The sequence below is a fragment of the Enterococcus sp. LJL51 genome, assembly GCF_054871795.1.
The window spans coordinates 41,365-62,849 of the sequence record NZ_JBTXLW010000006.1; the positions used below are offsets into that span (position 1 = coordinate 41,365).

The 21,485-nt window shown below is 38.6% G+C and carries 22 protein-coding genes; 19 read left to right on the forward strand and 3 right to left on the reverse strand.

The window, feature by feature from the left end:
* The first annotated feature begins 9 nt into the window (after positions 1-9).
* From ACYSNQ_RS07790 to ACYSNQ_RS07800, 3 genes are read left to right on the forward strand one after another with little or no spacing between them, the layout of a single operon-like run.
* Positions 10-1,251: an MFS transporter gene (locus tag ACYSNQ_RS07790; protein ID WP_426082334.1), complete on the forward strand. Its 1,242-nt coding sequence runs from the start codon at positions 10-12 to the stop codon at positions 1,249-1,251.
* A 21-nt stretch (positions 1,252-1,272) separates the two neighbouring features.
* A complete protein-coding gene (gene arcC / locus ACYSNQ_RS07795) occupies positions 1,273-2,208 on the forward strand; it encodes a carbamate kinase (RefSeq protein WP_426082335.1) in 936 nt (311 codons plus the stop codon).
* An 11-nt stretch (positions 2,209-2,219) separates the two neighbouring features.
* Positions 2,220-3,458: a dicarboxylate/amino acid:cation symporter gene (locus tag ACYSNQ_RS07800; protein WP_426082336.1), complete on the forward strand. Its 1,239-nt coding sequence runs from the start codon at positions 2,220-2,222 to the stop codon at positions 3,456-3,458.
* 402 nt (positions 3,459-3,860) lie between these two features.
* Here ACYSNQ_RS07800 and ACYSNQ_RS07805 read toward each other — a convergent pair whose 3' ends face one another.
* Positions 3,861-4,868 carry an ROK family protein gene (locus ACYSNQ_RS07805; RefSeq protein ID WP_426082337.1) on the reverse strand — a complete coding sequence of 336 codons (1,008 nt, stop codon included), beginning with the start codon at positions 4,866-4,868 and terminating at the stop codon, positions 3,861-3,863.
* Positions 4,869-5,190: 322 nt separating this feature from the next.
* Between ACYSNQ_RS07805 and ACYSNQ_RS07810 the strand changes: the two genes are divergently transcribed.
* The 4 genes from ACYSNQ_RS07810 to ACYSNQ_RS07825 all read left to right on the forward strand — a co-directional run bounded on the left by ACYSNQ_RS07810 (position 5,191) and on the right by ACYSNQ_RS07825 (position 8,627).
* A complete protein-coding gene (locus ACYSNQ_RS07810) occupies positions 5,191-6,024 on the forward strand; it encodes a Cof-type HAD-IIB family hydrolase (RefSeq protein WP_426082338.1) in 834 nt (277 codons plus the stop codon).
* Positions 6,025-6,401: 377 nt separating this feature from the next.
* Positions 6,402-7,487 (forward strand): threonine aldolase family protein, encoded by a 1,086-nt coding sequence (locus ACYSNQ_RS07815; protein WP_426082339.1) that lies wholly within the window; start codon positions 6,402-6,404, stop codon positions 7,485-7,487.
* A 72-nt stretch (positions 7,488-7,559) separates the two neighbouring features.
* On the forward strand, positions 7,560-8,387 hold the full coding sequence (locus tag ACYSNQ_RS07820) for a prenyltransferase/squalene oxidase repeat-containing protein (RefSeq protein ID WP_426082340.1): 828 nt from the start codon (positions 7,560-7,562) through the stop codon (positions 8,385-8,387).
* Positions 8,388-8,459: 72 nt separating this feature from the next.
* Positions 8,460-8,627: a hypothetical protein gene (locus ACYSNQ_RS07825; RefSeq protein ID WP_426082341.1), complete on the forward strand. Its 168-nt coding sequence runs from the start codon at positions 8,460-8,462 to the stop codon at positions 8,625-8,627.
* Positions 8,628-9,284: 657 nt separating this feature from the next.
* On the opposite strand, the gene ACYSNQ_RS07830 is transcribed toward ACYSNQ_RS07825, so the two are convergent.
* On the reverse strand, positions 9,285-10,313 hold the full coding sequence (locus tag ACYSNQ_RS07830; protein WP_426082343.1) for a lactonase family protein: 1,029 nt from the start codon (positions 10,311-10,313) through the stop codon (positions 9,285-9,287).
* A 188-nt stretch (positions 10,314-10,501) separates the two neighbouring features.
* Here ACYSNQ_RS07830 and clpX point away from each other — a divergent pair, with 188 nt between their 5' ends.
* Both clpX and yihA read left to right on the forward strand, forming a co-directional pair.
* Positions 10,502-11,752, forward strand: coding sequence for an ATP-dependent Clp protease ATP-binding subunit ClpX (clpX, locus tag ACYSNQ_RS07835; RefSeq protein ID WP_426082344.1), 1,251 nt, complete (start codon positions 10,502-10,504; stop codon positions 11,750-11,752).
* Between the two features lie 128 nt (positions 11,753-11,880).
* Positions 11,881-12,462, forward strand: coding sequence for a ribosome biogenesis GTP-binding protein YihA/YsxC (gene yihA, locus ACYSNQ_RS07840; protein WP_426082346.1), 582 nt, complete (start codon positions 11,881-11,883; stop codon positions 12,460-12,462).
* Positions 12,463-12,488: 26 nt separating this feature from the next.
* On the opposite strand, the gene ACYSNQ_RS07845 is transcribed toward yihA, so the two are convergent.
* The gene (locus ACYSNQ_RS07845; protein WP_426082347.1) at positions 12,489-12,620 is read right to left on the reverse strand and encodes an SPJ_0845 family protein; all 132 of its coding nucleotides are present in this window, start codon (positions 12,618-12,620) and stop codon (positions 12,489-12,491) included.
* Positions 12,621-12,979: 359 nt separating this feature from the next.
* Between ACYSNQ_RS07845 and yidD the strand changes: the two genes are divergently transcribed.
* The 10 genes from yidD to ACYSNQ_RS07895 all read left to right on the forward strand — a co-directional run bounded on the left by yidD (position 12,980) and on the right by ACYSNQ_RS07895 (position 21,476).
* Positions 12,980-13,261: a membrane protein insertion efficiency factor YidD gene (yidD, locus tag ACYSNQ_RS07850; protein ID WP_426082349.1), complete on the forward strand. Its 282-nt coding sequence runs from the start codon at positions 12,980-12,982 to the stop codon at positions 13,259-13,261.
* A gap of 25 nt (positions 13,262-13,286) precedes the next feature.
* Positions 13,287-14,165, forward strand: a complete 879-nt coding sequence (locus tag ACYSNQ_RS07855; RefSeq protein ID WP_426082350.1) for an ROK family protein — start codon at positions 13,287-13,289, stop codon at positions 14,163-14,165.
* A gap of 392 nt (positions 14,166-14,557) precedes the next feature.
* Complete coding sequence (locus ACYSNQ_RS07860; protein WP_426082351.1) at positions 14,558-15,727, forward strand: ABC transporter substrate-binding protein; 1,170 nt, start codon at positions 14,558-14,560, stop codon at positions 15,725-15,727.
* Between the two features lie 310 nt (positions 15,728-16,037).
* The gene (locus ACYSNQ_RS07865; RefSeq protein ID WP_426082493.1) at positions 16,038-16,916 is read left to right on the forward strand and encodes a branched-chain amino acid ABC transporter permease; all 879 of its coding nucleotides are present in this window, start codon (positions 16,038-16,040) and stop codon (positions 16,914-16,916) included.
* Between the two features lie 9 nt (positions 16,917-16,925).
* Positions 16,926-17,894, forward strand: coding sequence for a branched-chain amino acid ABC transporter permease (locus tag ACYSNQ_RS07870; RefSeq protein ID WP_426082352.1), 969 nt, complete (start codon positions 16,926-16,928; stop codon positions 17,892-17,894).
* Entirely contained in the window at positions 17,875-18,651 is a 777-nt protein-coding gene (locus ACYSNQ_RS07875) for an ABC transporter ATP-binding protein (protein WP_426082353.1), read from the forward strand. Before ACYSNQ_RS07870 ends, ACYSNQ_RS07875 begins: the two co-directional genes overlap by 20 nt.
* Positions 18,651-19,352 carry an ABC transporter ATP-binding protein gene (locus ACYSNQ_RS07880; protein WP_426082354.1) on the forward strand — a complete coding sequence of 234 codons (702 nt, stop codon included), beginning with the start codon at positions 18,651-18,653 and terminating at the stop codon, positions 19,350-19,352. The genes ACYSNQ_RS07875 and ACYSNQ_RS07880 overlap by 1 nt, the downstream gene beginning before the upstream one ends.
* A 3-nt stretch (positions 19,353-19,355) precedes the next feature.
* Complete coding sequence (locus ACYSNQ_RS07885; protein WP_426082355.1) at positions 19,356-20,012, forward strand: CBS and ACT domain-containing protein; 657 nt, start codon at positions 19,356-19,358, stop codon at positions 20,010-20,012.
* A gap of 188 nt (positions 20,013-20,200) precedes the next feature.
* The gene (locus ACYSNQ_RS07890; protein ID WP_426082357.1) at positions 20,201-20,791 is read left to right on the forward strand and encodes a hypothetical protein; all 591 of its coding nucleotides are present in this window, start codon (positions 20,201-20,203) and stop codon (positions 20,789-20,791) included.
* Positions 20,792-20,828: 37 nt separating this feature from the next.
* Complete coding sequence (locus ACYSNQ_RS07895; RefSeq protein WP_426082359.1) at positions 20,829-21,476, forward strand: class D sortase; 648 nt, start codon at positions 20,829-20,831, stop codon at positions 21,474-21,476.
* Positions 21,477-21,485 lie beyond the last annotated feature (9 nt).

Here is a 21,485-nt window from a genome sequence, read left to right on the forward strand (position 1 = left end):
GGATTTAATATGGAGAATACAAGTCAAAAAAAAGCAGTTAAGGTTAATGAGACTTACTGGATGAAAGTCGTTGCCTTATTTTTTGTCGGTTGGATACTTATGTATGCAACTCGTACGATTTTTAATCCGATTATGGGAACTGTAGGTGCACAATTTGGTTTAAGTAATACCCAGTTAGGATTGGCAAATAGTGTCTTTTTCTTAACCTATGCAGTTGCGCAGATTCCTTCGGGAATGATAGGCGATCGGCTTGGACGCAAACTGGTGATCACAATTGGATTTGTTTTGATGGGGATTATGACTTATCTTAGCGGAATTGCGACGACTTTTGTAATGTTTCTGATTATTCGGGCTTTTGCGGGAATTGGTCAAGGCGCTTATTATGGGCCTCAGTATGCCTTATCTACAGAAGCCATACCGACAAAAAAACGAACAGTAGGAAATGCAATTATTAACAGTGGGATGGCTTTTGGAACATCAGGAGGATACCTGCTTTCAAGTAAACTCGTTTTAGAAAACGGAGAGCATTGGAGCAAGCCGTTCTTTATTATGGCAATTCCAACAGTAATTGTTGCGGTCCTATTTTATACAATGTTGAAGGAAAAGGTTGTCCGTCCAGAAGATACAGCTGCTGAAAAAAGTGCAGAACCAAAAGAGAAGGTTTCTCTTAAAGCGATTTTCTCAAATAAAAACTTGCTGGCTGCATTTATTCTGTGCTTTACAAGTATCTATGCCAATTTTGTAATCATTACCTGGCTGCCGTCATTCTTAATTGCAGAACGAGGATTTGAAGGTGCAAGTGTCGGTTTCATTTCATCTTTAGTACCTTGGGCGTCTATCCCCGGAGCTCTAATCTTTGCCCGTTTTGCCGACAAATCCGGTGCAACGAAAAAACTGGTGTATTTACTAGTGCCATTGGCAATACTATCTGTATTTTCAATTGCTTTTGTGACTGACCGAACCTTGTTGATTGCAGTGCTGATTCTTTATGGATTGACTGGTAAGCTGGCACTGGATCCAATCATCGTTACCTATGTGACCAAAAATGCACCTGCCGGATCTTTATCTACTACCTTGAGCGCCTATAACTTTATTGGTATGTCAGGATCGATTTTGGCTCCTTATCTAACTGGATATTTAGCAGACTCACTAGGATCAATGCAGGTTGGTTTTTATCTAGCATGTGTTCTGCTGGTCATTGGTCTAATTTTGTTTGCCATACTGGCAAAAGAAAAGCCTGTTGAAGAATAAAAGAGCGAGAGGAGAAACAAGATGAGTTTGAATGTTATTGCGCTTGGCGGCAATGCTATACTAGAAACGGATCCAACTGATGAGGGACAAAAAGCAGTAATCAAAAAAGCAGCGGTGTATATTGCAGATTTTATAGCTGCTGGTGAAGATGTTATTTTATGTCATGGAAATGGTCCTCAGGTGGGAAATTTACTGCTGCAGCAGAAAGCAGCTGAAACTGAAAAGAATCCCGCACTAAAGCTGGATTCCTGCGTAGCGATGACGCAAGGAAGTATTGGCTATTGGCTGCAGAATGCTCTGACGAATGAATTTTTGAGCCGTCAAATTTCAAAACCTGTAGTATCAATCGTCACACAAGTTCGTGTAAATGAAACAGATCCTTCATTCAAGGAGCCTTCAAAGCCAATCGGTCCATTCCTTAGTAAAGAGGAAGCAGCATTGGAAGCGAAGCGTACAGGCGGCAGTTTTAAGGAAGATGCTGGTAGAGGGTATCGAAAAGTTGTTCCTTCTCCAATGCCTCAGGAGATTGTTGAAAAAGATGTAGTTCGTTCAATCGTTCATTCGGGTGCAGTTGTTGTTTGTGCTGGTGGAGGCGGAGTTCCAGTAATTCAAAAAGGAACCGAACTAATTGGTGTAGAAGCTGTAAATGATAAGGATTTTTCAGCTAGAGTTTTAGCTGAGAATGTCAATGCAGAGCGTTTGATTATATTGACAGGTGTAGACAATATTTACATCAATTACAATCAGCCAAATCAAAAAGCACTTGAAAAGGTCACTAAAGAAGAGGCGGAAACCTATATTAAAGAGGGTTTCTTCGCTGCTGGCAGTATGCTTCCGAAAGTAGAAGCAGCTGTGTCATTTGTCAAGGGGAAGGACCATCGGGAAGCAGTCATTACATCAATTGAGAACCTTGTTCGGCTTCAGGATGGTGTAGGAACCACAATCACCAATAGATAGGTGGAAAAAGTATGACTACGAAGAAAGTATCAATGGTTACTCAAATCCTTATAGCAGTGATATTAGGTGTAGTATTCGGAGTTTCTCTGCCCTCTGTTGCAGGACAGGTAAAGCTGTTGGGCGATGTTTTTCTCCGTCTAATGCAGATGGCTATCCCGCTGTTAATTCTTGGTCAGATCATTCAGGCAGTTGGAAGCATTGATTCAAAGGAACTGACAAGCCTTGGCTGGCGGACAATTCTAGTGTTTGGTGTATCTTCTTTTTTCGCTGCTTGCTGGGGAATTGTTATGGCGGTAATCTTCAATCCCGGTAATGGAATAAAGATAGCTGAAATAAAGGATACAGGATTAAAATCACAGACGATTTCTTTTGCTGATACACTACTGGATTTCTTTCCCAAAAATATTTTTGATTCACTAACCCAAGGATCAATCATTCAAATTATCGTATTTGCTCTGTTCTTTGGTGTTGCCTTGAATAAATACCTGCAGACCCATCCAAAATCACAGCTTTTTAAAGGAATCATTGATTTTAATGAAGTCATCATACTCATTATTGGTTATGTAATGAAGGCCGCACCAATCGGAATTTTTGCTTTGATTGCTTCAACAATTAGTAACTTAGGCTTACAGATTATTCTGCCGCTATTGAAATATCTGATTGTCTATGGCGGAGGTACGCTACTGTTTTTAGGTATTTGGGTTTTACTAGTCAGCGTTTACTGCAAGGTGAATCCAATTCGTTTGGTCAAGAACATGAAAAATATGTCTATAATGGCTTTGGCAACAACTTCTTCAGCCATCACTTTACCTGTAGCAATGAAAGAAAGCCGGACACAATTAGGGTTAAGTGAACGGATTACGAACTTAGTTTTACCACTAGGAATGTCATTGAACAGTAATGGCTCTGCTATGCATATGAGCATAACAGTGATGACAATTGCACAGATGTACCAACAGGGGTTTGATTTTCAGCAGATGTTTTATCTAGCAGTAACTGCGACCTTTGTATCGCTGGCAAATGCTGTAGTTCCAGGAGCTGGGCTGGTTTCATTAGCTGTTATTGTTCCCCAAATGGGGCTGCCGCTTGACAGTATTGCTGTTTTTGCCGGTGTTGAATGGTTTGTGGGGATGCTTCGAACAATATTAAATGTAAATTCAGATGTATATTCTGCAATCATAGTTGGAAAATCAGTGAATGAAATTAATTATAACGTGTTTAATAGCAATTCAGAGGAACCGATAAAATAATTAGGATTGCCTTTAAAATAGAAGACAAAAAGAGGCTGGTATTGACTACACAAGAGACAGCCGTTTCAGAAATAAGCTGTTTTCCAACTCTAATGGTAAAATCGTTTGATTGATGGTATAATCTTTAAACATAAAAGCACACTTCTTTTGATTGGGTTTAGTCACTTTAATCATACAAGGCTGTGTGCTTTTTGTGTACTCTAAAATTAAAAAGTGAGACAACAATCAGATTTTCTTCTGAATATTGGCCACTCTCATTCTTGACTAAAAAATGATGCGTTCATGAAACGAAACAAATAGTATCGAAAAAGCATGCTTTCAACTGTATAAATAGATTTCTATTTCAATGGAGCCGCTTTTTCTTAGTTTTATTTGGACGGTGAAAAGTTCTGGCATGCTCTATTAGTGCAGTTTATAAGTAGTTTCTATGCTTACCAGCCAGCGAAGTCCTAGTGTCAGCACATGTTGAAAATTTTGAGCAAAATAAATTTGGGGCTGATTAGGCTGTCTAGAAAGTAATGATCGTTTTTGAATTCTATCGCTTAATAGCTCTTCATTAACTGTCTCGGACGAAAGCACAAAACTATCAGGCGCAATTACGGCGTTATACAGAGATAGGATATCTGCAAGATTTTCTCCTAATTCTTCGTCTGTGGCAGGTACTGGAGAATCAATTAAAGCCGGCAAATATTTTGCTTCTCCAGCAAGTCCGCGGTTTCCTTCAAGCAATACCCCGTTAGCACAAATAGTGATACCTGGCATACTCTTTTCAGGATAGAAAATGCCAACAACTGTATGCTGTTCTAATAGACCTTGTTCCACACAAAAGCCCATGGTCATTAAATGTGCATCATTTTGAATAGTAATAGGAATATCGCTAAACCGTGCCAACTCTTGTTCAATGTTCCAACCATCAAATAAATCATCCCAGCTGGAAACAATAATAGAATGATCGATTTTTCCGGGAATGGAAAGTCCTATTTTTTCGACTGGTACTGAAAATTGAAGCATGTCTTTAAATGCAGCCATCAACCCTTCTAGAGAGGGCGTTGAAAAATCGATTGTTGTATGATACTTCTCCACACCTGCTAGATTGACAACTTTCCCGATGATAACAAGACTGCGTTTTTCGTGTGGCTCTCTTTTTTCCTGAATAGAGACTAATAAATAATGAACCAAATCATAATTAAAAAGATATTCATTTGCAGGGCGTCCTAAGGGCTGTTGGATAGGCTTAGATTCGATAAAAATTTGGTCGGCGACCAGTTGTTTAACCAGAGAGTTGATTGTCACAACACTAATTCCAGTTTCTTTAGACATCTCTGCCTTTAATGCTTTTTTATTTTCAAAAAGAAAAACTTTGAGCTTTTCCAGATTTTTTTGTCGGATAAGATTACTTTTTTCTGTCAAGAAGGTACCACCTTTCATAAAGAAAAACTTAATTAATTCACTTTATTAATGATAGACTATATTAGTGCATCTGTAAACAAGATTCACTCATTTTAAGGAATGATAAACTTATTAAGAATTTTAATTAATTAAAACTCTTAATAAAGGTTTTTAACTATTGATTTCTTTAACCGCTTACTTTACTATTAAACTATATAAATTGTGTTAGAAAATATTATAGATGCTATTAAAGGAGCGTCTACTAGACTTATCTTTGTCTACATTGATATACAGAATCTTTTACAGGATTTATATAGATGGAAAAAAGATTGGAGACTTGCAGATGGGAATAAAAGCAATTGTATTAGATATTGACGGCACCTTATTGAATGATCAAAAAGAGATTTCAGAAAAAACAAAGAATGCGTTAATCAATGCACAAAAACAAGGGATTAAGGTCATACTTGCTTCCGGGCGCCCGACAACGGGGATGGAGAAGCACGTTAAAGAGCTACAAATGGATCAGTATGACGGCTTTATTGTATCATTTAATGGTGCCTGCGTAGTGGATTGCAGGACACAAGAAGTATTGTTTAATCAGGCTTTGGCTGTTGAAGATAGTAAGGCAATTCTTGAGCATTTGAAAAGTTTTAATGTTAAGCCGATGATTGATAAGGAAGATTATCTGTATGTGAACGATGTCTTTGACAATATAGTAAACCTGCCAACTGGAGAGTTCAATATTATTGAATATGAGTCAAGAGGCGGGAATTTCAAATTATGTGAAAAAGAAGATTTAGCGGCATTTGTTGATTTTCCGCTAAATAAAATTCTTATTGCCGGAGATCCTGATTATCTAAAAGAAAATTACCAGAAAATTCAAGAGCCATTTATTGACCGCTTAAACGCAATGTTCACGGCGCCGGTTTATTTTGAATTTACGGATAAAGGAATTGATAAAGCGAAAGCACTAGATACTGTTTTACCAAAATTTGATATTCATTCAAGTGAAATCATTTCTTTCGGAGATGGGCATAATGATCAATCAATCATTGAATACGCTGGAGTTGGCGTAGCAATGGCAAATGCTGTAGATGCGTTAAAAGCTGCAGCTGATGAAATTACTCTGTCGAATAACGAAGACGGTATAGCGGTTATGCTGGAAAAATATTTGTAGAAAGATTGAGTGTTGCTTTTATACCTTTGATTCTTAATAGGCTGCAGCTCTTGAAGCATGGACTGACTGAAACAACGTTTATTTGGTTTTGAATTAGCAAACTGGGTAGGATATAAATAAAGCTTCACCGCTTTCTATTCCTAAAACCCAAATAAAGGGCGATCTAAAAGCTGCCTCTTCGGAAATAAGGCGGACTATACTGAAAATGTCGAGACATTTTCAGTATAGTCCGCCTTATTTTTTAAACACAACACTTTTAGTTCAGCTTCTTTAAGTTCAATGGAACATGGAAGGAACGATTGTTTCTATTATGGTGCTATGCTACACTTTTAAATAGTAAATGCTTTCAAAATAGAAGGCAATGGGGAGGGATTCGTTTGACAGAACAAAGTAAGTTAACGAAAAGCTATGATCAAACACATTATCGGCTAAGTCATCACGGCGAGCGCAATGTTTCTGTATTGAAGCAGGTCATTGATCAGTTGGATGGGGAGCAATCAAGTGATATTTATGGAAATGGCGAAGTCATTGAACAGTTTCAGGAAAAAATGACAGGAATTCTTGGAAAAGAGGCGGCGGTTTTCTTCCCAAGCGGCACGATGGCTCAACAGATCGCTTTGCGTATTTGGTCAGACCGTAAACAAGGAGCAACCGTTGGTTATCATCCTCTTTCCCATTTAGAAATTCATGAGGAAGGCGGTTTGAAGGAGCTTCACCATATTTATCCAATTTTACTGGGAAACAAGGAACGTTTAATTACATTGGAAGATATTCAAGCTGTGGAAGAGCCGCTGGCTTGTATCTTAATAGAGCTGCCCCAAAGAGAAATTGGCGGCCAGCTGCCAACATTTGAAGAGCTTCAAGCAATTTCCGGCTATTGTAAAGCAAAGGGAATTAAACTACATTTAGATGGTGCACGCCTTTGGGAATGCCTGCCTTATTACGATAAAACAGCAGAAGAAATTTGTGCATTATTTGATAGTGTCTATGTCTCTTTTTATAAAGGTATTGGCGGAATTGCCGGCGCAATATTGGCTGGAGAGGCTGAATTTATTGAAGAATCAAAAATTTGGAAAAGGCGCCATGGCGGCGATTTGATTAGTTTATATCCCTATATTGTGACAGCAGATTATTATTATGAACAGCGGATAGGCAGCATGCCGGATTATGTTCAAGCAGCAAAAAAAGTGGCGGAATTGTTTAATCAGTGTTCAAACACAAAAACAGTTCCAAAGATTCCGGTAGCTAATATGTTTCATGTACACTTCTCAAAAACAATTGCTGATATGGAGCAAGTTTTTGCAGAGGTGCAAGAGAAAAGTGATGTTGGTTTTACTTTAATGCTGTGGGAAGAAGCCGAAGGTGTTTCAGCATTTGAACTATCGATTGGCGAAAGTTTCCTAACGATTCCTGAGGAAAATTTAAAAATTGCTTTTGATACATTGAAGACGGCTATGAATTAGCTGCTGGGTTGTAAATCAGCTAATAGTTAATGATGATTCTATGAGTTGATTCTGGATTGAAAGGAGTAAAAAATGACAGAAACTGATTATAAGAACGACGTTGAGCTGATTCTTGGGCATCGATTTGATCATGGCTGGGATTATTGGACAACAGAAGATAAGCGTTTGATTAAAGGGGCCCCTTTTTCAACATTGGAGAGTGCGATGTTGCTTTTGGAAGCAGGAATGCCCGTTTCAGATCCTCTGCTTGCTGAACTGGGTGAGCTGATTATGAGTACATGGCGTGAAGATGGCCGATTTAAGCTGTATCCTAAAGGCGGTATTTTACCTTGTCATACGACTCATGCGGCTAATGTTCTTGTTCAACTGGGATATAAGGAGGATGAGCGGCTGAAAAAGACGTTTCAGCATCTTCTGGAAACTCAGTACATAGACGGCGGCTGGCGCTGTAACAAGTTCAGCTATGGAAGAGGAGAAGAGACAGAATATTCCAACCCGGGAACTACGTTGCTGGGATTGAGTGCGTTTCGTTTTACTGAGTATCTGAACAAGGAACCGCTACTTGAACCAACTGTTGAATTCTTGTTGGAGCATTGGCGTATTAGAAAGCCGATTGGTCCCTGCCATTATGGAATTGGTACGTTGTTTATGCAGCCGGAATATCCATTTAGAACCTATAATTTATTTTATTATGTGTATGTACTTTCATTCTATGAAACAGCAAAAAAAGATCCGCGTTTTCTGGAGGCGCTAGCTGCATTGGAGGCGACTATGGAGGATAATCAAATTGTTTTAACACGGGTTAACCGTAAGCTTAGCGGCTTGTCCTTTTGTAAAAAGGGCAAGCCGAATGGTCGAGCAACAAAATGCTATGAGGAAATTTTGAGGAATTTGAAATAGAGGAATGAATGAGTTTTAGTTTCCGATATGTGGATAAAGAGCAGTCTGTAAGATAGTCGGTTTGAGCTGGGTATGTGGTTGTTCAAGCTGCAGTTGGGGTGTAGCAACGACGTATACAAAGAAGATGCTAACTATCAATTGTATGCGTATCAAAATAAAAAATCAGACAAGGTATATGTGAAAGCCGTTGCGCGTGCTGCTGGAGAAAACCTGCTGAAAACAAAAGTTGAAAGCTGGTGAGTTTCTTGTCTGCGAAGGGAAGACAGCTGAGATAGTAGAAGTAAAAAATCAGTTAATAGAAAATGGTCAATTTTTTGTTACACCAGATTTCAGATACTAAGATGTGTTTGAAAGCTAAAATAACGAGTTTTTTCATGATCTTTATGGATATCGTTTTCGTGAAGAGGTCGAGACAAAAGTGTTTAGCTTCGAGAACCAAGTAGGTACTGTTCAACATCAGCTCATCCCTCGCTGTGTTTCACAGCAATAAGACGGATTATCCGGAAATTATCAAGAAACACTACGAGGGAACCGAGTAGCTGTTGATTGATACCTACCTGGAGCTTTTCATATTTTTGAGATCGTTCGGCTTATTTCCGAGAACTTCAACTCTTAGTGCTTTTAGCACTTAGAAGTTGATGCTATCGGAACGAAGTGTAGTGAGCTACTTTTGGAACGCCGTTTATTCGGATTTTAGAGAAAGAAGAGTTCGGGCAGTTACTTATGTCCCAAACTCTTTTTCTAGATTTCTACTGAACTATCGTTTCCTCGTTAGTTTTCAAACACGTCTTGGTTAACACATAAAAAGCAGAAAAAAATGAAGCACCTCCCAAAAATTTAATTTCCGGTGGTGCTTCAAATGCTGAATAGCATTTTATCTGCTTCTTTTAAAAGAGCTTATCTAAAATACACACATACACATTCTGGAGCAAATATATCTTTTTGAATCATTGTCAGCAAACCATTTTCTTGATCTCTGCGGTATAATGTCAAATTGTCTGTATTTTGGTTAGCAGCAACTACAAAATCTTCTGTCGCATTCAAGTCGAAATCTCTAGGGAAATCTCCTTCAGTTGAAATCAGTTGAACTAGTGCGATAGTATCACCGCTTTCGTTTACTGAAAAAACAGCTAAAGAGTTATGTCCGCGGTTTGAGGCATAAAGATGACGGCCGTCCTTGGTTATACGGATAGCAGCTCCGCCGCTGAATTCAGTGAAATCTTCAGGTAAAGTTGACAGCTTTTGCGTCTGTTTGAAGGTTCCGTCTGCTTTGTTGTATGAAAGAACAGTGACCGTATTATCTAATTCGCCAAACATATAAGCAAATTGGCTGTTTGGATGGAAGACAAGATGGCGGGGACCAGTACCAGGCTCCGCAATATATTGAGCAATCTCCGTCAGCTTGCCTTTTGCATCTACATCATATGTGTAAACCCGATCTGTTCCTAAATCACAGACCGCTAAGCGTTTATCCGGCGTTAAATCTGTATAATGGACGTGTGCTTTGTTTTGATTTTCATGAGGTCCGGTTTCTTCATCATGAGTTATTTTATCAGCTAACTCTAAAGAACCGTCCTCTAAGATGCGGTGACTGTAGACCATTCCGCGATGGTAATTTGCCCCATAGACCAATTGACGTTCTTCATCAACCGCCACATAGCAATGAGGAGCGCCTTCTTCTGTTACCGCATTCAATAGTTCAAAAGAGCCGCCTGCCGGTTTAAATGCACCAGCACCACCTTCTTCCCCAATTTCGATTACAGAATAAAGCTTTCCAGCTTGGCTTTCTGTAACATAGGTCGGTCCTTTCGCTTCAGCCACTAGCTCAGCTGTAGTTAGTTCACCTTTATCCGTATCCAGAGTAATTTCATGAATTCCCTTACTTATTCTACGAGTGTACGTACCCAACAAGATTTTTTCTGACATATATTACCCTCCAAGTTATTGATTTTTGATAAAATAAACATACAAGGATAGTATAACATAAATAGGGATTACTGAAGAACTACTTTCATTAGAGCAGTCTAACAGAAAACTCGCAATTTTTGTCCCTTTGTGATATCATTGCTAAAGACTGTACTCTCAATTACTTTCGATTTTAAGGAGGAACATACGTGTACGACAACACAAACAATAACGGCCCTGTGCGTTGTTCTTTTTGTGGCAAAACACAGGAAGAAGTTAAGAAAATCGTTGCAGGACCTGGCGTATATATTTGTAATGAATGTATTGACTTGTGTAAAGAGATTATTGACGAAGAATTTTACGACGAAGCTGTTCGTGAACTAACAGATGTTCCTAAACCGCAAGAGATTTTAGATGTTCTGGATCAGTATGTGATTGGTCAGGAACAGGCGAAACGAGCTCTTTCTGTAGCTGTTTATAATCACTACAAACGTGTAAATCATACTGAAAATACTAGTTCAGATGAAGTAGAACTGCAAAAAAGTAATATCTGTCTGATTGGACCTACTGGTTCAGGAAAGACGTTTCTGGCTCAGACATTGGCTAGAACTCTAAATGTTCCATTTGCTATCGCAGATGCAACCAGCTTAACTGAGGCTGGTTATGTTGGTGAAGATGTGGAAAATATTTTGTTAAAACTTTTACAGTCGGCTGACTATAACGTTGAACGTGCTGAAAAAGGGATCATCTATATTGATGAGATTGATAAAATTGCACGTAAAAGCGAAAATGTTTCCATCACTAGAGATGTTTCTGGTGAAGGTGTCCAACAAGCATTGCTTAAGATACTAGAGGGAACAGTTGCCAGTGTACCGCCTCAAGGAGGTAGAAAGCATCCTCATCAAGAGTTTATTCAAATCGATACAACCAATATTCTGTTTATTGTTGGCGGTGCTTTTGACGGAATCGAAACAATCGTTAGAAACCGTTTAGGAGAAAAAACGATTGGTTTTGGAACAAATAACAGTAAATTGTCTGAAGATGAAAGCATCATGCAGCAGATTATTCCGGAGGACTTGCTGAAATTCGGATTGATTCCTGAATTTATCGGTCGCTTGCCGGTTACTGCAGCTTTAGAAAAACTGACTGTTGATGATTTAGTTCGCATCTTAAAAGAGCCTAAAAATGCTTTAGTGAAACAATATCAAAAGCTGCTGTCTCTAGATAATACAGAGCTTGAGTTTGAAGATGATGCCCTGCGTGGAATCGCAAAACAAGCGATTGAGCGCAATACAGGTGCTCGTGGACTACGTTCAATCATTGAAGGAATTATGCTGGATGTCATGTTTGATATTCCTTCTGATGAAACGATCAAGAAAGTAATTATTACGGAGCTTGCAGTTGAAGGCAAAGGAAAACCGGCAATCGTTTACGATAAAAAAGATCAAAAAGCCGGTTAACAATTGTTTATAGAACGAGGATGAAAGGTCGGGACAGGGTATCTTCTGAGAAGATACCGCTCCCGGCCTTTTGGCTGAAACTTTGTAAACAGAAGGCAAACCAAAAATAAGCAAAAAGGAGTAAAAAGATGAATGTACATAATGCAGAGATTGTAATCAGTGCCGTTTCACCTGCTCAATATCCAGATTCTCAGCTGCCTGAAATTGCATTAGCCGGACGATCTAATGTGGGGAAATCTTCCTTTATTAATACATTGATTAATCGAAAAAATCTGGCTCGAACATCTGGAAAGCCTGGGAAAACACAAACATTGAACTTTTATTTAATTGAAGATACCCTTCATTTTGTTGATGTTCCAGGGTATGGTTATGCGAAAGTATCAAAAACGGAGCGGGCCAAATGGGGGAAAATGATTGAGACGTATATTACTCAGAGAGAACAGCTAAAAGCTGTGGTATCTCTGGTAGACCTGCGTCACAGCCCCACACAGGATGATATTCAAATGTATGAGTTTCTAAAATATTATGATTTGCCGGTTATTGTTGTTGCAACAAAGGCGGACAAAATCCCACGTGGAAAATGGAATAAGCATGAAAGTATTGTTAAAAAAGCTTTAAATTTTGATCCTACTGATGAGTTCATACTTTTCTCTTCTCAAACAAAAATGGGGAAAGAAGAAGCTTGGCAGGCTATTGAAAAATATCTATAAAAAAACAGTGATCAGTTAGAAACTGGTCACTGCTTTTTTTCTTTTTCATCTTTATCAGAATCTTTTTTATCTTCTGGTTTTTCCTTCTTTTTAGGGTCAACAGCAAAAGATTCAAAAAGCTTGTCAAGGTCGTCGCTTCGTTCAAATTTTAAGCCCATTTTTCATCCCTCCAGTCCTCGTTAGTTTATCATGTTTTTCATTTTTTGGATAGTTTTTGTGAGGAGAAACTAACTTGCAATATGAAGAAAAACACGGTATAGTTTGTCCAAATGTATAAATTCTATTAGAGAAAAATCGGGCGGTAAGTGTCGCTGATTTTCTTAAATAATTGAAAATATTTTTGGGAGTAGGATTTCGCTTGACTCTCCTGAGTAAGCAGAGATAAGCTCTATCTATTTTACAGCAAAAGAGTGATTTTACAAAGTTTTTGCAGAATTGTCAGTTACTACAATTTTAAGCAAAAGTGGACTACTCATCGTTTAAATAGGTTTATATAGGAAAGAAGGAAAAAAACGAAATGATTGGTAAGTTAATTATTTCTTTGGTTAGATTTTATCAGCGTTTTATCTCTCCAGCTTTGGGACCCCGTTGCCGGTACCACCCAACTTGTTCTCAATATATGCTGGATGCAGTTCAGACACACGGTGGTGCAAAGGGAGGGCTAATGGGCGTGGCTCGTATTTGCCGCTGTCACCCGTTTGTAAAGGGCGGAATAGATTATGTGCCGCTGAAATTTAGTTTAAAGAGAAATCCAGATGAAGAATACCATGGTCCATATAATTATCGGAGAAATAAATAATAACATAAATAAAAAGGGGAAGAATATGGCAATATTAGCATTTGATTTAGGCGGGTCAGCAGTAAAGTACGGAGTATGGGATGAAAATCAGTTGCTTGAAACTGGAAAATTTTCTACACCTAAAAATTGGGAAGAGATGAAAGCTGGATTCTCAAAGGTATTTTCAGCAACCGAACGTTCAATTGAGGGCGTTGCATTTAGTGCTCCTGGTGTAGTCGATGAACAAAAAAGACAAATTTTAGGGATTTCTGCTATTCCCTACATTCATCATTTTGATATTTATGATGAATTAGAACAGTTATTTGAATTACCAGTGACTATTGAAAACGATGCGAACTGTGCAGGGATGGCTGAGATTTATGAAGGTGCAGCTAAAGGAAAACAGGAAGTTGCATTTGTTGTGATTGGTACAGGAATCGGTGGAGCCGTTTTTCACAAAGGAGAAATCGTAAAAGGCGCTCATCTTTATGGAGGAGAGTTCGGTCTAATGTTTCTTGATGGAAATCGGACCTTTAGCACATTAGGAACAGCTGTTCAGATGGCTTGGCGTTATTGTGAGCGCAAAGGCTTGGAGAAAGAAGCTGTATCGGGTGAAGAGGTCTTCGGTTTGGCGGAAGCAGGCGATCCAGTTGCTGTAGAAGAGGTTGAAAATTTTTATGAGTATTTGACGCAGGGGTTGTTTGGCATCCAGTTTTCTCTTGACCCGGAAGTGATTGTATTGGGCGGTGGAGTTTCCGCTAAAGCAGGTTTGCTTGATGAAATCAACCTGCGTATGAAGAAGAAACTGAAGCATTTTGGCCTAAAAGACTTTGTTCCGGAAATAGTTATATGTAACTATCGAAATGATGCAAACCTAGTTGGAGCTGCGGCGAACTTCTTGGCGAAAAAGAATTGGAGTCATTAAAAAGCTGCTATCAAACGTAATGTATTTCTCTAACATTGATAGGTTGAACTGTTTTAAACAAATAGAGTATTGAAAGCTTGAGGAGAACAAACGCCTCGGGCTTTTTAATTTTTTCTCCTGTTTGGAAATCAAAGAATTTTTATTGTTCAAATAAACTGATTTTTATAAATGGCTTGCTTTTTAAATAAGAAAATCTAATTAAATTTAGTTAAACTAGTATTGAATGCGCTGTCATTTTTTGCTGGTATAAATCCGACAAAAAGAAGCAGATTTTAATAATAATTTGAATAATAGAAATTTTCTGAAAATTCATTGACAAGCATTAGTTTTTTTATTATATTTGTATACATACTCTTTGAGTGTTGCGTGAAAGAGAATGAGGGGGTAATCAGATGAAAAGATTTAGCTATTTATTTGCCAGCCTATTTTTGCTGGCTGCATGCGGACCTACTGCAACAAGCGGTGGCGGCGGAACTGCCGGTAATAAGGCAGATGGGGATACAATTAAGATTGGAATGAATATGGAGCTTTCTGGTGGGGTATCTGCTTACGGAAACGCTGAAAAAGAAGGAATTGAATTAGCCATTGAAGAAATCAATGAAGATGGCGGCGTTCTTGGTAAAAAATTAGAATTGATTTCTAAGGACAACAAATCTGAAAACAGTGAGGCGGCTTCTGTTGCTTCCAACCTGACCAACGAAGACAAAGTTGTTGCCGTGGTAGGACCTGCAACGTCGGGTGCTGTAAAAGCAACGATTCCTAATATGACAAAAGCTGGAGTACCGCTAATTACACCATCAGGTACAGATGACAGCATTACGATTGCTAACGACAAAGTACAGGAATATGTGTTTAGATCTTGTTTCCAAGATACCTTCCAAGGAGTCATTTTAGCAAACTTCGCTCAAGACAATTTGAAATCTGAAAAGGTTGTTATTCTTGGGGATAAATCAAGTGATTACGCTATTGGATTAGCTGATTCATTTAAGGATACTTATAAAGGGGAAGTTGTTAAAGAAGAAAACTTTACAGCTGGAGATAAAGATTTCCAAGCCCTATTAACAAAAATTAAAGGTCTTGACTACGATGTTATTTATGTTCCAGGCTATTATACTGAAGCCGGCTTAATCATCAAACAAGCAAGAGAAATGGGTATTGATAAACCAATTATTGGTGCAGATGGTTTTGGCGATGAAAAATTAGTTGAGATTGCTGGTGCAGCAAATGTAAGCAATGTATACTATACAGGTCATTTCTCTGAAAAAGCACCTGCAACAGATAAAGTACAGCCATTTGTAGATGCATTCAAAGAGAAGTATGGCAAACAGCCTTCAGCTTTCAATGCGCTGGCATACGATTCTGTCTATATGTTGAAGCAAGCCATTGAAGAACAAGATTCAGCTGATTCAGAAGCAATTACCAAAGGTCTTGCTGAATTGAAGGATTTTGTTGGTGTAACAGGAAAAATGACGATGGATAAGAATCATAATCCTGAGAAATCTGCAGTTGTTCTTGGATTAACAGAAGGAAAAGAAACATCTGCTGAACCTGTAAATCCTTAGAAATACCTTTTTGAGAATAAAAGGCGTGCAGGATAAATCAAGTTGTATATGCACAAAATATGAATAAATGGCGGGATAGAAGAGTTTTCTTCAAGAATAAGCCGGATAATCTATACAGTGACAGGTAAGAATAAGACAGGCGGATAAATCATTTTATATTTGAGACTGCTGATTCTTAAATGCCTACAGATAGTAAGTTGTGAGAACAACTGAATAGCTGTTTCCAATACTTATTTCTTGAAGAAAACTTGTTTTATTCCGATTTCTTTTATTCTCAACAAAAACAAAATTGGATGTGATGAAAATGGAAATGGAAATGTTGCTTCAACAGCTGGTAAACGGTCTGTTTTTAGGAAGCATCTATGCCTTACTGGCACTTGGATATACAATGGTATACGGCATTATAAAATTAATCAATTTCGCTCATGGAGAAATCTATATGCTAGGTGCATTCATGGGGTATTTTTTTATTAACAATTTCAAGCTAGGTTTTTTCCCTGCACTAATTCTATCAATGGTCTGTGCGGCTGTTATTGGTGTAGTTATTGAATTTTTAGCTTATCGTCCACTGCGGAAATCTACAAGAATTGCTGCTCTGATTACAGCGATTGGCGTATCGTTTCTGCTGCAAAATGTGATGATTCAAATGGTAAAGTCAGACCCTCGGGCATTTCCTCAAGCCATCAAGATGGAGGTTTATAAATTAGGTTTCATTGAAGTCTCGAATATTCAATTAATTATTCTATTTACCTCATTATTGTTGATGATTTTGCTCCAGGTTATCGTTAAAAAGAGCAAAATGGGGAAAGCAATGCGGGCAGTAAGCGTGGACGCAGACGCAGCACAGCTTATGGGAATTAATGTAAACCGTACGATATCATTCACATTTGCATTAGGTTCTGCTTTAGCGGCTGCCGCAGGTATGCTGATTGGTTTATACTATAATTCAATTGATCCGATGATGGGTGTTGTTCCAGGACTGAAATCCTTTGTTGCAGCTGTCGTCGGCGGTATTGGCCTTATTCCAGGTGCAGCGATTGGCGGGTTTGTTATCGGTCTGTTGGAAACGGCGGCTGTTGCTTTTGGTTTTTCTGATTATAAAGATGCCGTAGTATATGCACTGCTGATCATTATATTGCTCATTCGTCCAGCTGGAATTCTAGGGAAAAACGTGAAAGAGAAAGTGTAGGTGATAAGTATGAAAAAAAATCTGAAATATAATCTAATTTGGCTGCTGATAACACTTGCTGTGTATGGGATTATTTATGCGGCTTATGTCGCAGGGGCAGTAAATCTGTATATGGAAAATACACTTATCACGATTGGAATCAACATTATTTTAGCGTTGGGTTTAAACCTGATTATTGGTTTTTCCGGTCAATTTTCTCTAGGGCATGCAGGATTTATGGCAATTGGCGCCTATGCGACTGCGATAGTATCAGTTAAAAATCCAACGATGGCTGGTTTTTTCAGTGGATTATTGCTTGGGATTATTCTTTCGGGAATTATTGCCGTAATTGTGGGGATTCCTACTTTACGTCTAAAAGGGGACTATCTTGCGATTGCTACGTTAGGTGTTTCTGAAATTATTCGAATTGTCATTATTAATATGAGAGATATCACGAATGGACCAGCGGGAATTTTTGGTATTCCGCCTTTTGTGAACTGGTCGATGGTCTTTGGATTTACTGTTATCACTATATTAATTGTGGTTAACTATATCCATAGTGGATCTGGGCGGGCGACAACTGCTATTCGTGAAGATGAGATAGCCGCTGAATCAATGGGAGTAAACACTACCAAATATAAGGTTATCGCTTTTGTCATAGGTGCAATGACAGCCAGTGTAGCAGGCGGTTTGTATGGAAGCTATATTCAGACAATTGCTCCAAAAGATTTCGGCTTTATGAAGTCTATAGATATTTTAATTATTGTTGTATTTGGCGGTATCGGAAGTGTGACGGGAACAGTAATCGCTGCTGTTGCCTTAGGCTTTATGAATATGTATCTGCAGAATTTTGGCGAACTTCGAATGATTATTTATGCGTTGGCGTTAATCATTATTATGATTTTTAAACCAGGTGGTTTGCTGGGAACTTGGGAATTTTCAGTGAAGCGACTATTTAATAAAAAGGGGGACGATTCTAATGCCTCTATTGGAAGTTAAAAATCTGACAAAAAACTTTGGCGGTCTGGCAGCCGTTTCTAATGTCAATTTGTCATTAGAGACAAACGAATTAATTGGTTTAATCGGTCCAAACGGTGCCGGAAAAACCACCTTATTTAACCTTCTAACAGGTGTTTATGAACCAAGTGAAGGAACTGTAGAATTAGAAGAACTTGGAAAAACACACATTTTAAACGGGATGAAGCCTTATAAAATAGCTGATATGGGGTTGAGCAGAACCTTTCAAAATATTCGTTTGTTCAAAGAATTAACCGTAATGGATAATGTCCTGATTGCAATGAATAGTAAAAACAAAGAAGGTATTTTTTCTAGTATTTTGCGGTTGCCCAGCTTTTATAAAAAGGAAGATAAACTGCGCATTAAAGTGAAGGAACTACTAAGTATTTTCGGCATGGAAGAGAAAGCAGAGCATTTGGCGAAGAATCTACCTTATGGAGAACAGCGCCGACTGGAGATTGTCAGAGCCTTGGCAACAGATCCAAAAGTTTTGTTTCTCGATGAGCCGGCGGCAGGTATGAATCCGCAGGAAACAGCCGAATTGACGGAACTAATTAGAAAAATCCAAAAAGAATTTCAAATTACGATTTTGTTAATTGAACATGATATGAGTCTCGTGATGGAAGTCTGTCAGCGAATCTATGTGCTGGAATATGGACGAATCATTGCTGAAGGCGAACCGGAGGATATTCGTAACAATCCAAGGGTAATCGAAGCTTATCTCGGAGGTGAGCTATAATGCTGTCAATTGAAAACTTATCGGTCCATTATGGGATGATTCAAGCTGTTCGAGAGGTTAGTTTTCATGTGGAGGAGGGGGAGATTGTTTCTCTAATCGGTGCCAATGGCGCAGGAAAAACAACTATTCTTCGAACAATATCAGGATTGAACCGTCCTTCCCAAGGTAAAATCATTTTTGAAGGAAACGAAATTCAGAAAACCTTGCCTCAGAAAATTGTTGCTTCCGGCTTGTGTCAGGTACCCGAAGGACGCCATGTGTTTCCTGGATTAACTGTTCAGGAAAATTTAGAAATGGGAGCATTCTTAAGGAAAACGAATGAGCTTAAAGAAGAATATGACATGATTTTTGAGCGTTTTCCAATTTTGAAGGAACGAAGAACTCAAGATGCTGCAACGCTTTCCGGCGGTGAACAACAGATGCTTGCGATGGGCCGGGCATTAATGTCTAAACCTAAGTTGCTGCTGCTGGATGAGCCTTCAATGGGACTAGCGCCAATCTTCATTCAGGAGATATTCAATATTATTCAAGAGATTAACAAACAGGGGACAACTGTACTGTTAATTGAGCAGAATGCAAAAATGGCATTGTCTATTGCAGATAGAGGGTATGTATTGGAAACCGGCAGCATCGTTCTAAGCGGTACAGGAAAAGAATTAATCGATGATGAAAAAGTGAAGAAAGCATATTTGGGAGGCTAGGAAATGAGTATAAGAGATTTTATGACGAAAAATCTGATCGTTGTACAGCCTGATATAAAAATTTTTGATGCGGTAGATTTAATGAAAAAAAACGATATTCATCGTTTACCAGTTGTACAAAATGAACGTCTGGTAGGGCTGCTGACAGAAGGAACCATTCAAGCTGCGATGCCGTCTCAGGCAACAAGCTTGAGTGTATACGAAGTGAACTATCTGCTGAACAAGACCACGGCGGCAGATATCATGGTCAAGAATGTGCTTACGGTAGATCCGGAAGCTTCTTTGGAAGACGGGATTTATAAGATGAGAACCAATAATGTGGGAGTTCTTCCAGTGGTAGATAGTAAGGGTGAGCTGAATGGAATCATAACAAATAATGACATTTTTGATGCCTTCTTAAAGATTACTGGATATCATGAAGGCGGAACTAGAATTCAATTGCGGATATTAGAGGACCACAAAGGAATTTTAGCAGCAATTACCAAGCTGCTCTCTGATAATGATTTTAGTATTACTAATATTGTAGTGCACCGTAAAGAATTAGAGACAATTCTCGAAATGCAAATTGAAAGCCGGGAAACTGAAAAAATTGAAAAAGTTTTAAAAGAAGCAGGGTATGATGTCTTTGAAGCTGTTTTATTATCAAAACAAGAGAAATAAATACTTTTTTAATAGAAAAGTGATTAAACTAATTGACTATTATTTTCACGTGTGATAATTTTGATAAGTAAGGTATCATGCGCCATTTATATATTTATGGTGGGATATTACACGTATAATTTATCATGACGATTCTTCTTGATTTGCTTATGATTTATTATAAATAATAAAGGATAGGAGGAGACTAAGTGAAAAAAATCATTGGATTCTTAGCTGTAGTTCTAATGGCTGTTGGGGTGTTTGCTGTTCCTACTTCGCAAGCTTCTGCTGACGGAGCAATTGCGGCGAACGAGCAAAAAATTCTTGATACGCTAAATGCTGGAGCAACAATTGGCGGCAAAAAATTCTATTTTGGAGCTGCAGAAATTAATGCAACAGAAAATCATTTGAAACGTGTAGCGCTAACAGATGCACAGGTGGAAGAAGCTCTTACAAACATCCGTGCTGCAGTAGCATTAGTTGAATCACAAAACGTTGATACAACAAATGCAACAACTTTAGCAGATGCATTGCGTCTGTTGCCGACAAGTATTATCGATCAGTTGAAAAACTACGTTGTAGCAGCAGGTAATGCTGTAGGCGTGAAAATTACTTTCGGTACTGGCGGTGCATACACAGCAGTGATGATTACTGATGCTAAAGGCAACCCTGTTTATCAGTCTGGAAGCACAGTTAAAAACACTGGAAACAACTATGCACTGAGCGGCATCACTTTTGGTTCTTTACTAGCAGCAGCTGCAGGTGCAGCATTTGTAAGTAGAAAACGTAAACTTGCATAATAAAAAAATTCTTAAGAGAGTAGGGGCATTTATTTTTATGCCTCTTCTCTTTATGCTTTTTGGCTATTTTGTCATTTATATCATTGGTGCACCTGTCATCAATTTTGCAGGATCAGCAGTACAGCTGATACTATTAAATGATTCACCAGATTTTGAAGTAAAGGCAAACGATCTTTTTACTCAGGTTGAGCCTGAGGAAAAAGCGGCAGCGGTGAACGATGAAGGGAAAATACCTTCTTCTACATTGGTTTATCCTGTTGGTGGAGATCAGTTTGGTCGGGTGGTTATTGATAAAGTTGGAATTGATGAACCATTGTTTTATGGCGATAGCGAAGATATCCTTAGTAAAGGTGCCGGGCAGTATATTGGAAGTATGATTCCAGGAGATTTAGGAACGACTTTGATTGGCGGTCACAACAGGCCATCCTTTGGTCAAATCCATTATTTGGAAGTAGGAGACCAGATTACTATCCATACGCATTACGGGGACTATACCTATCAAGTGACAGAAAATAGAATTGCACACTATACTGATCCTGTTATCGATGAAAGACTGGGAGATAAATCGAAGCATTCATTGATTCTATATACCTGCTACCCATTAGATGCTATTGGGCTGACACCTGATCGGGTATTTGTGTTTGCTGATTATGTTTCTGGACCGATTATTGATGGAACAAAATAAAGTGGAGGA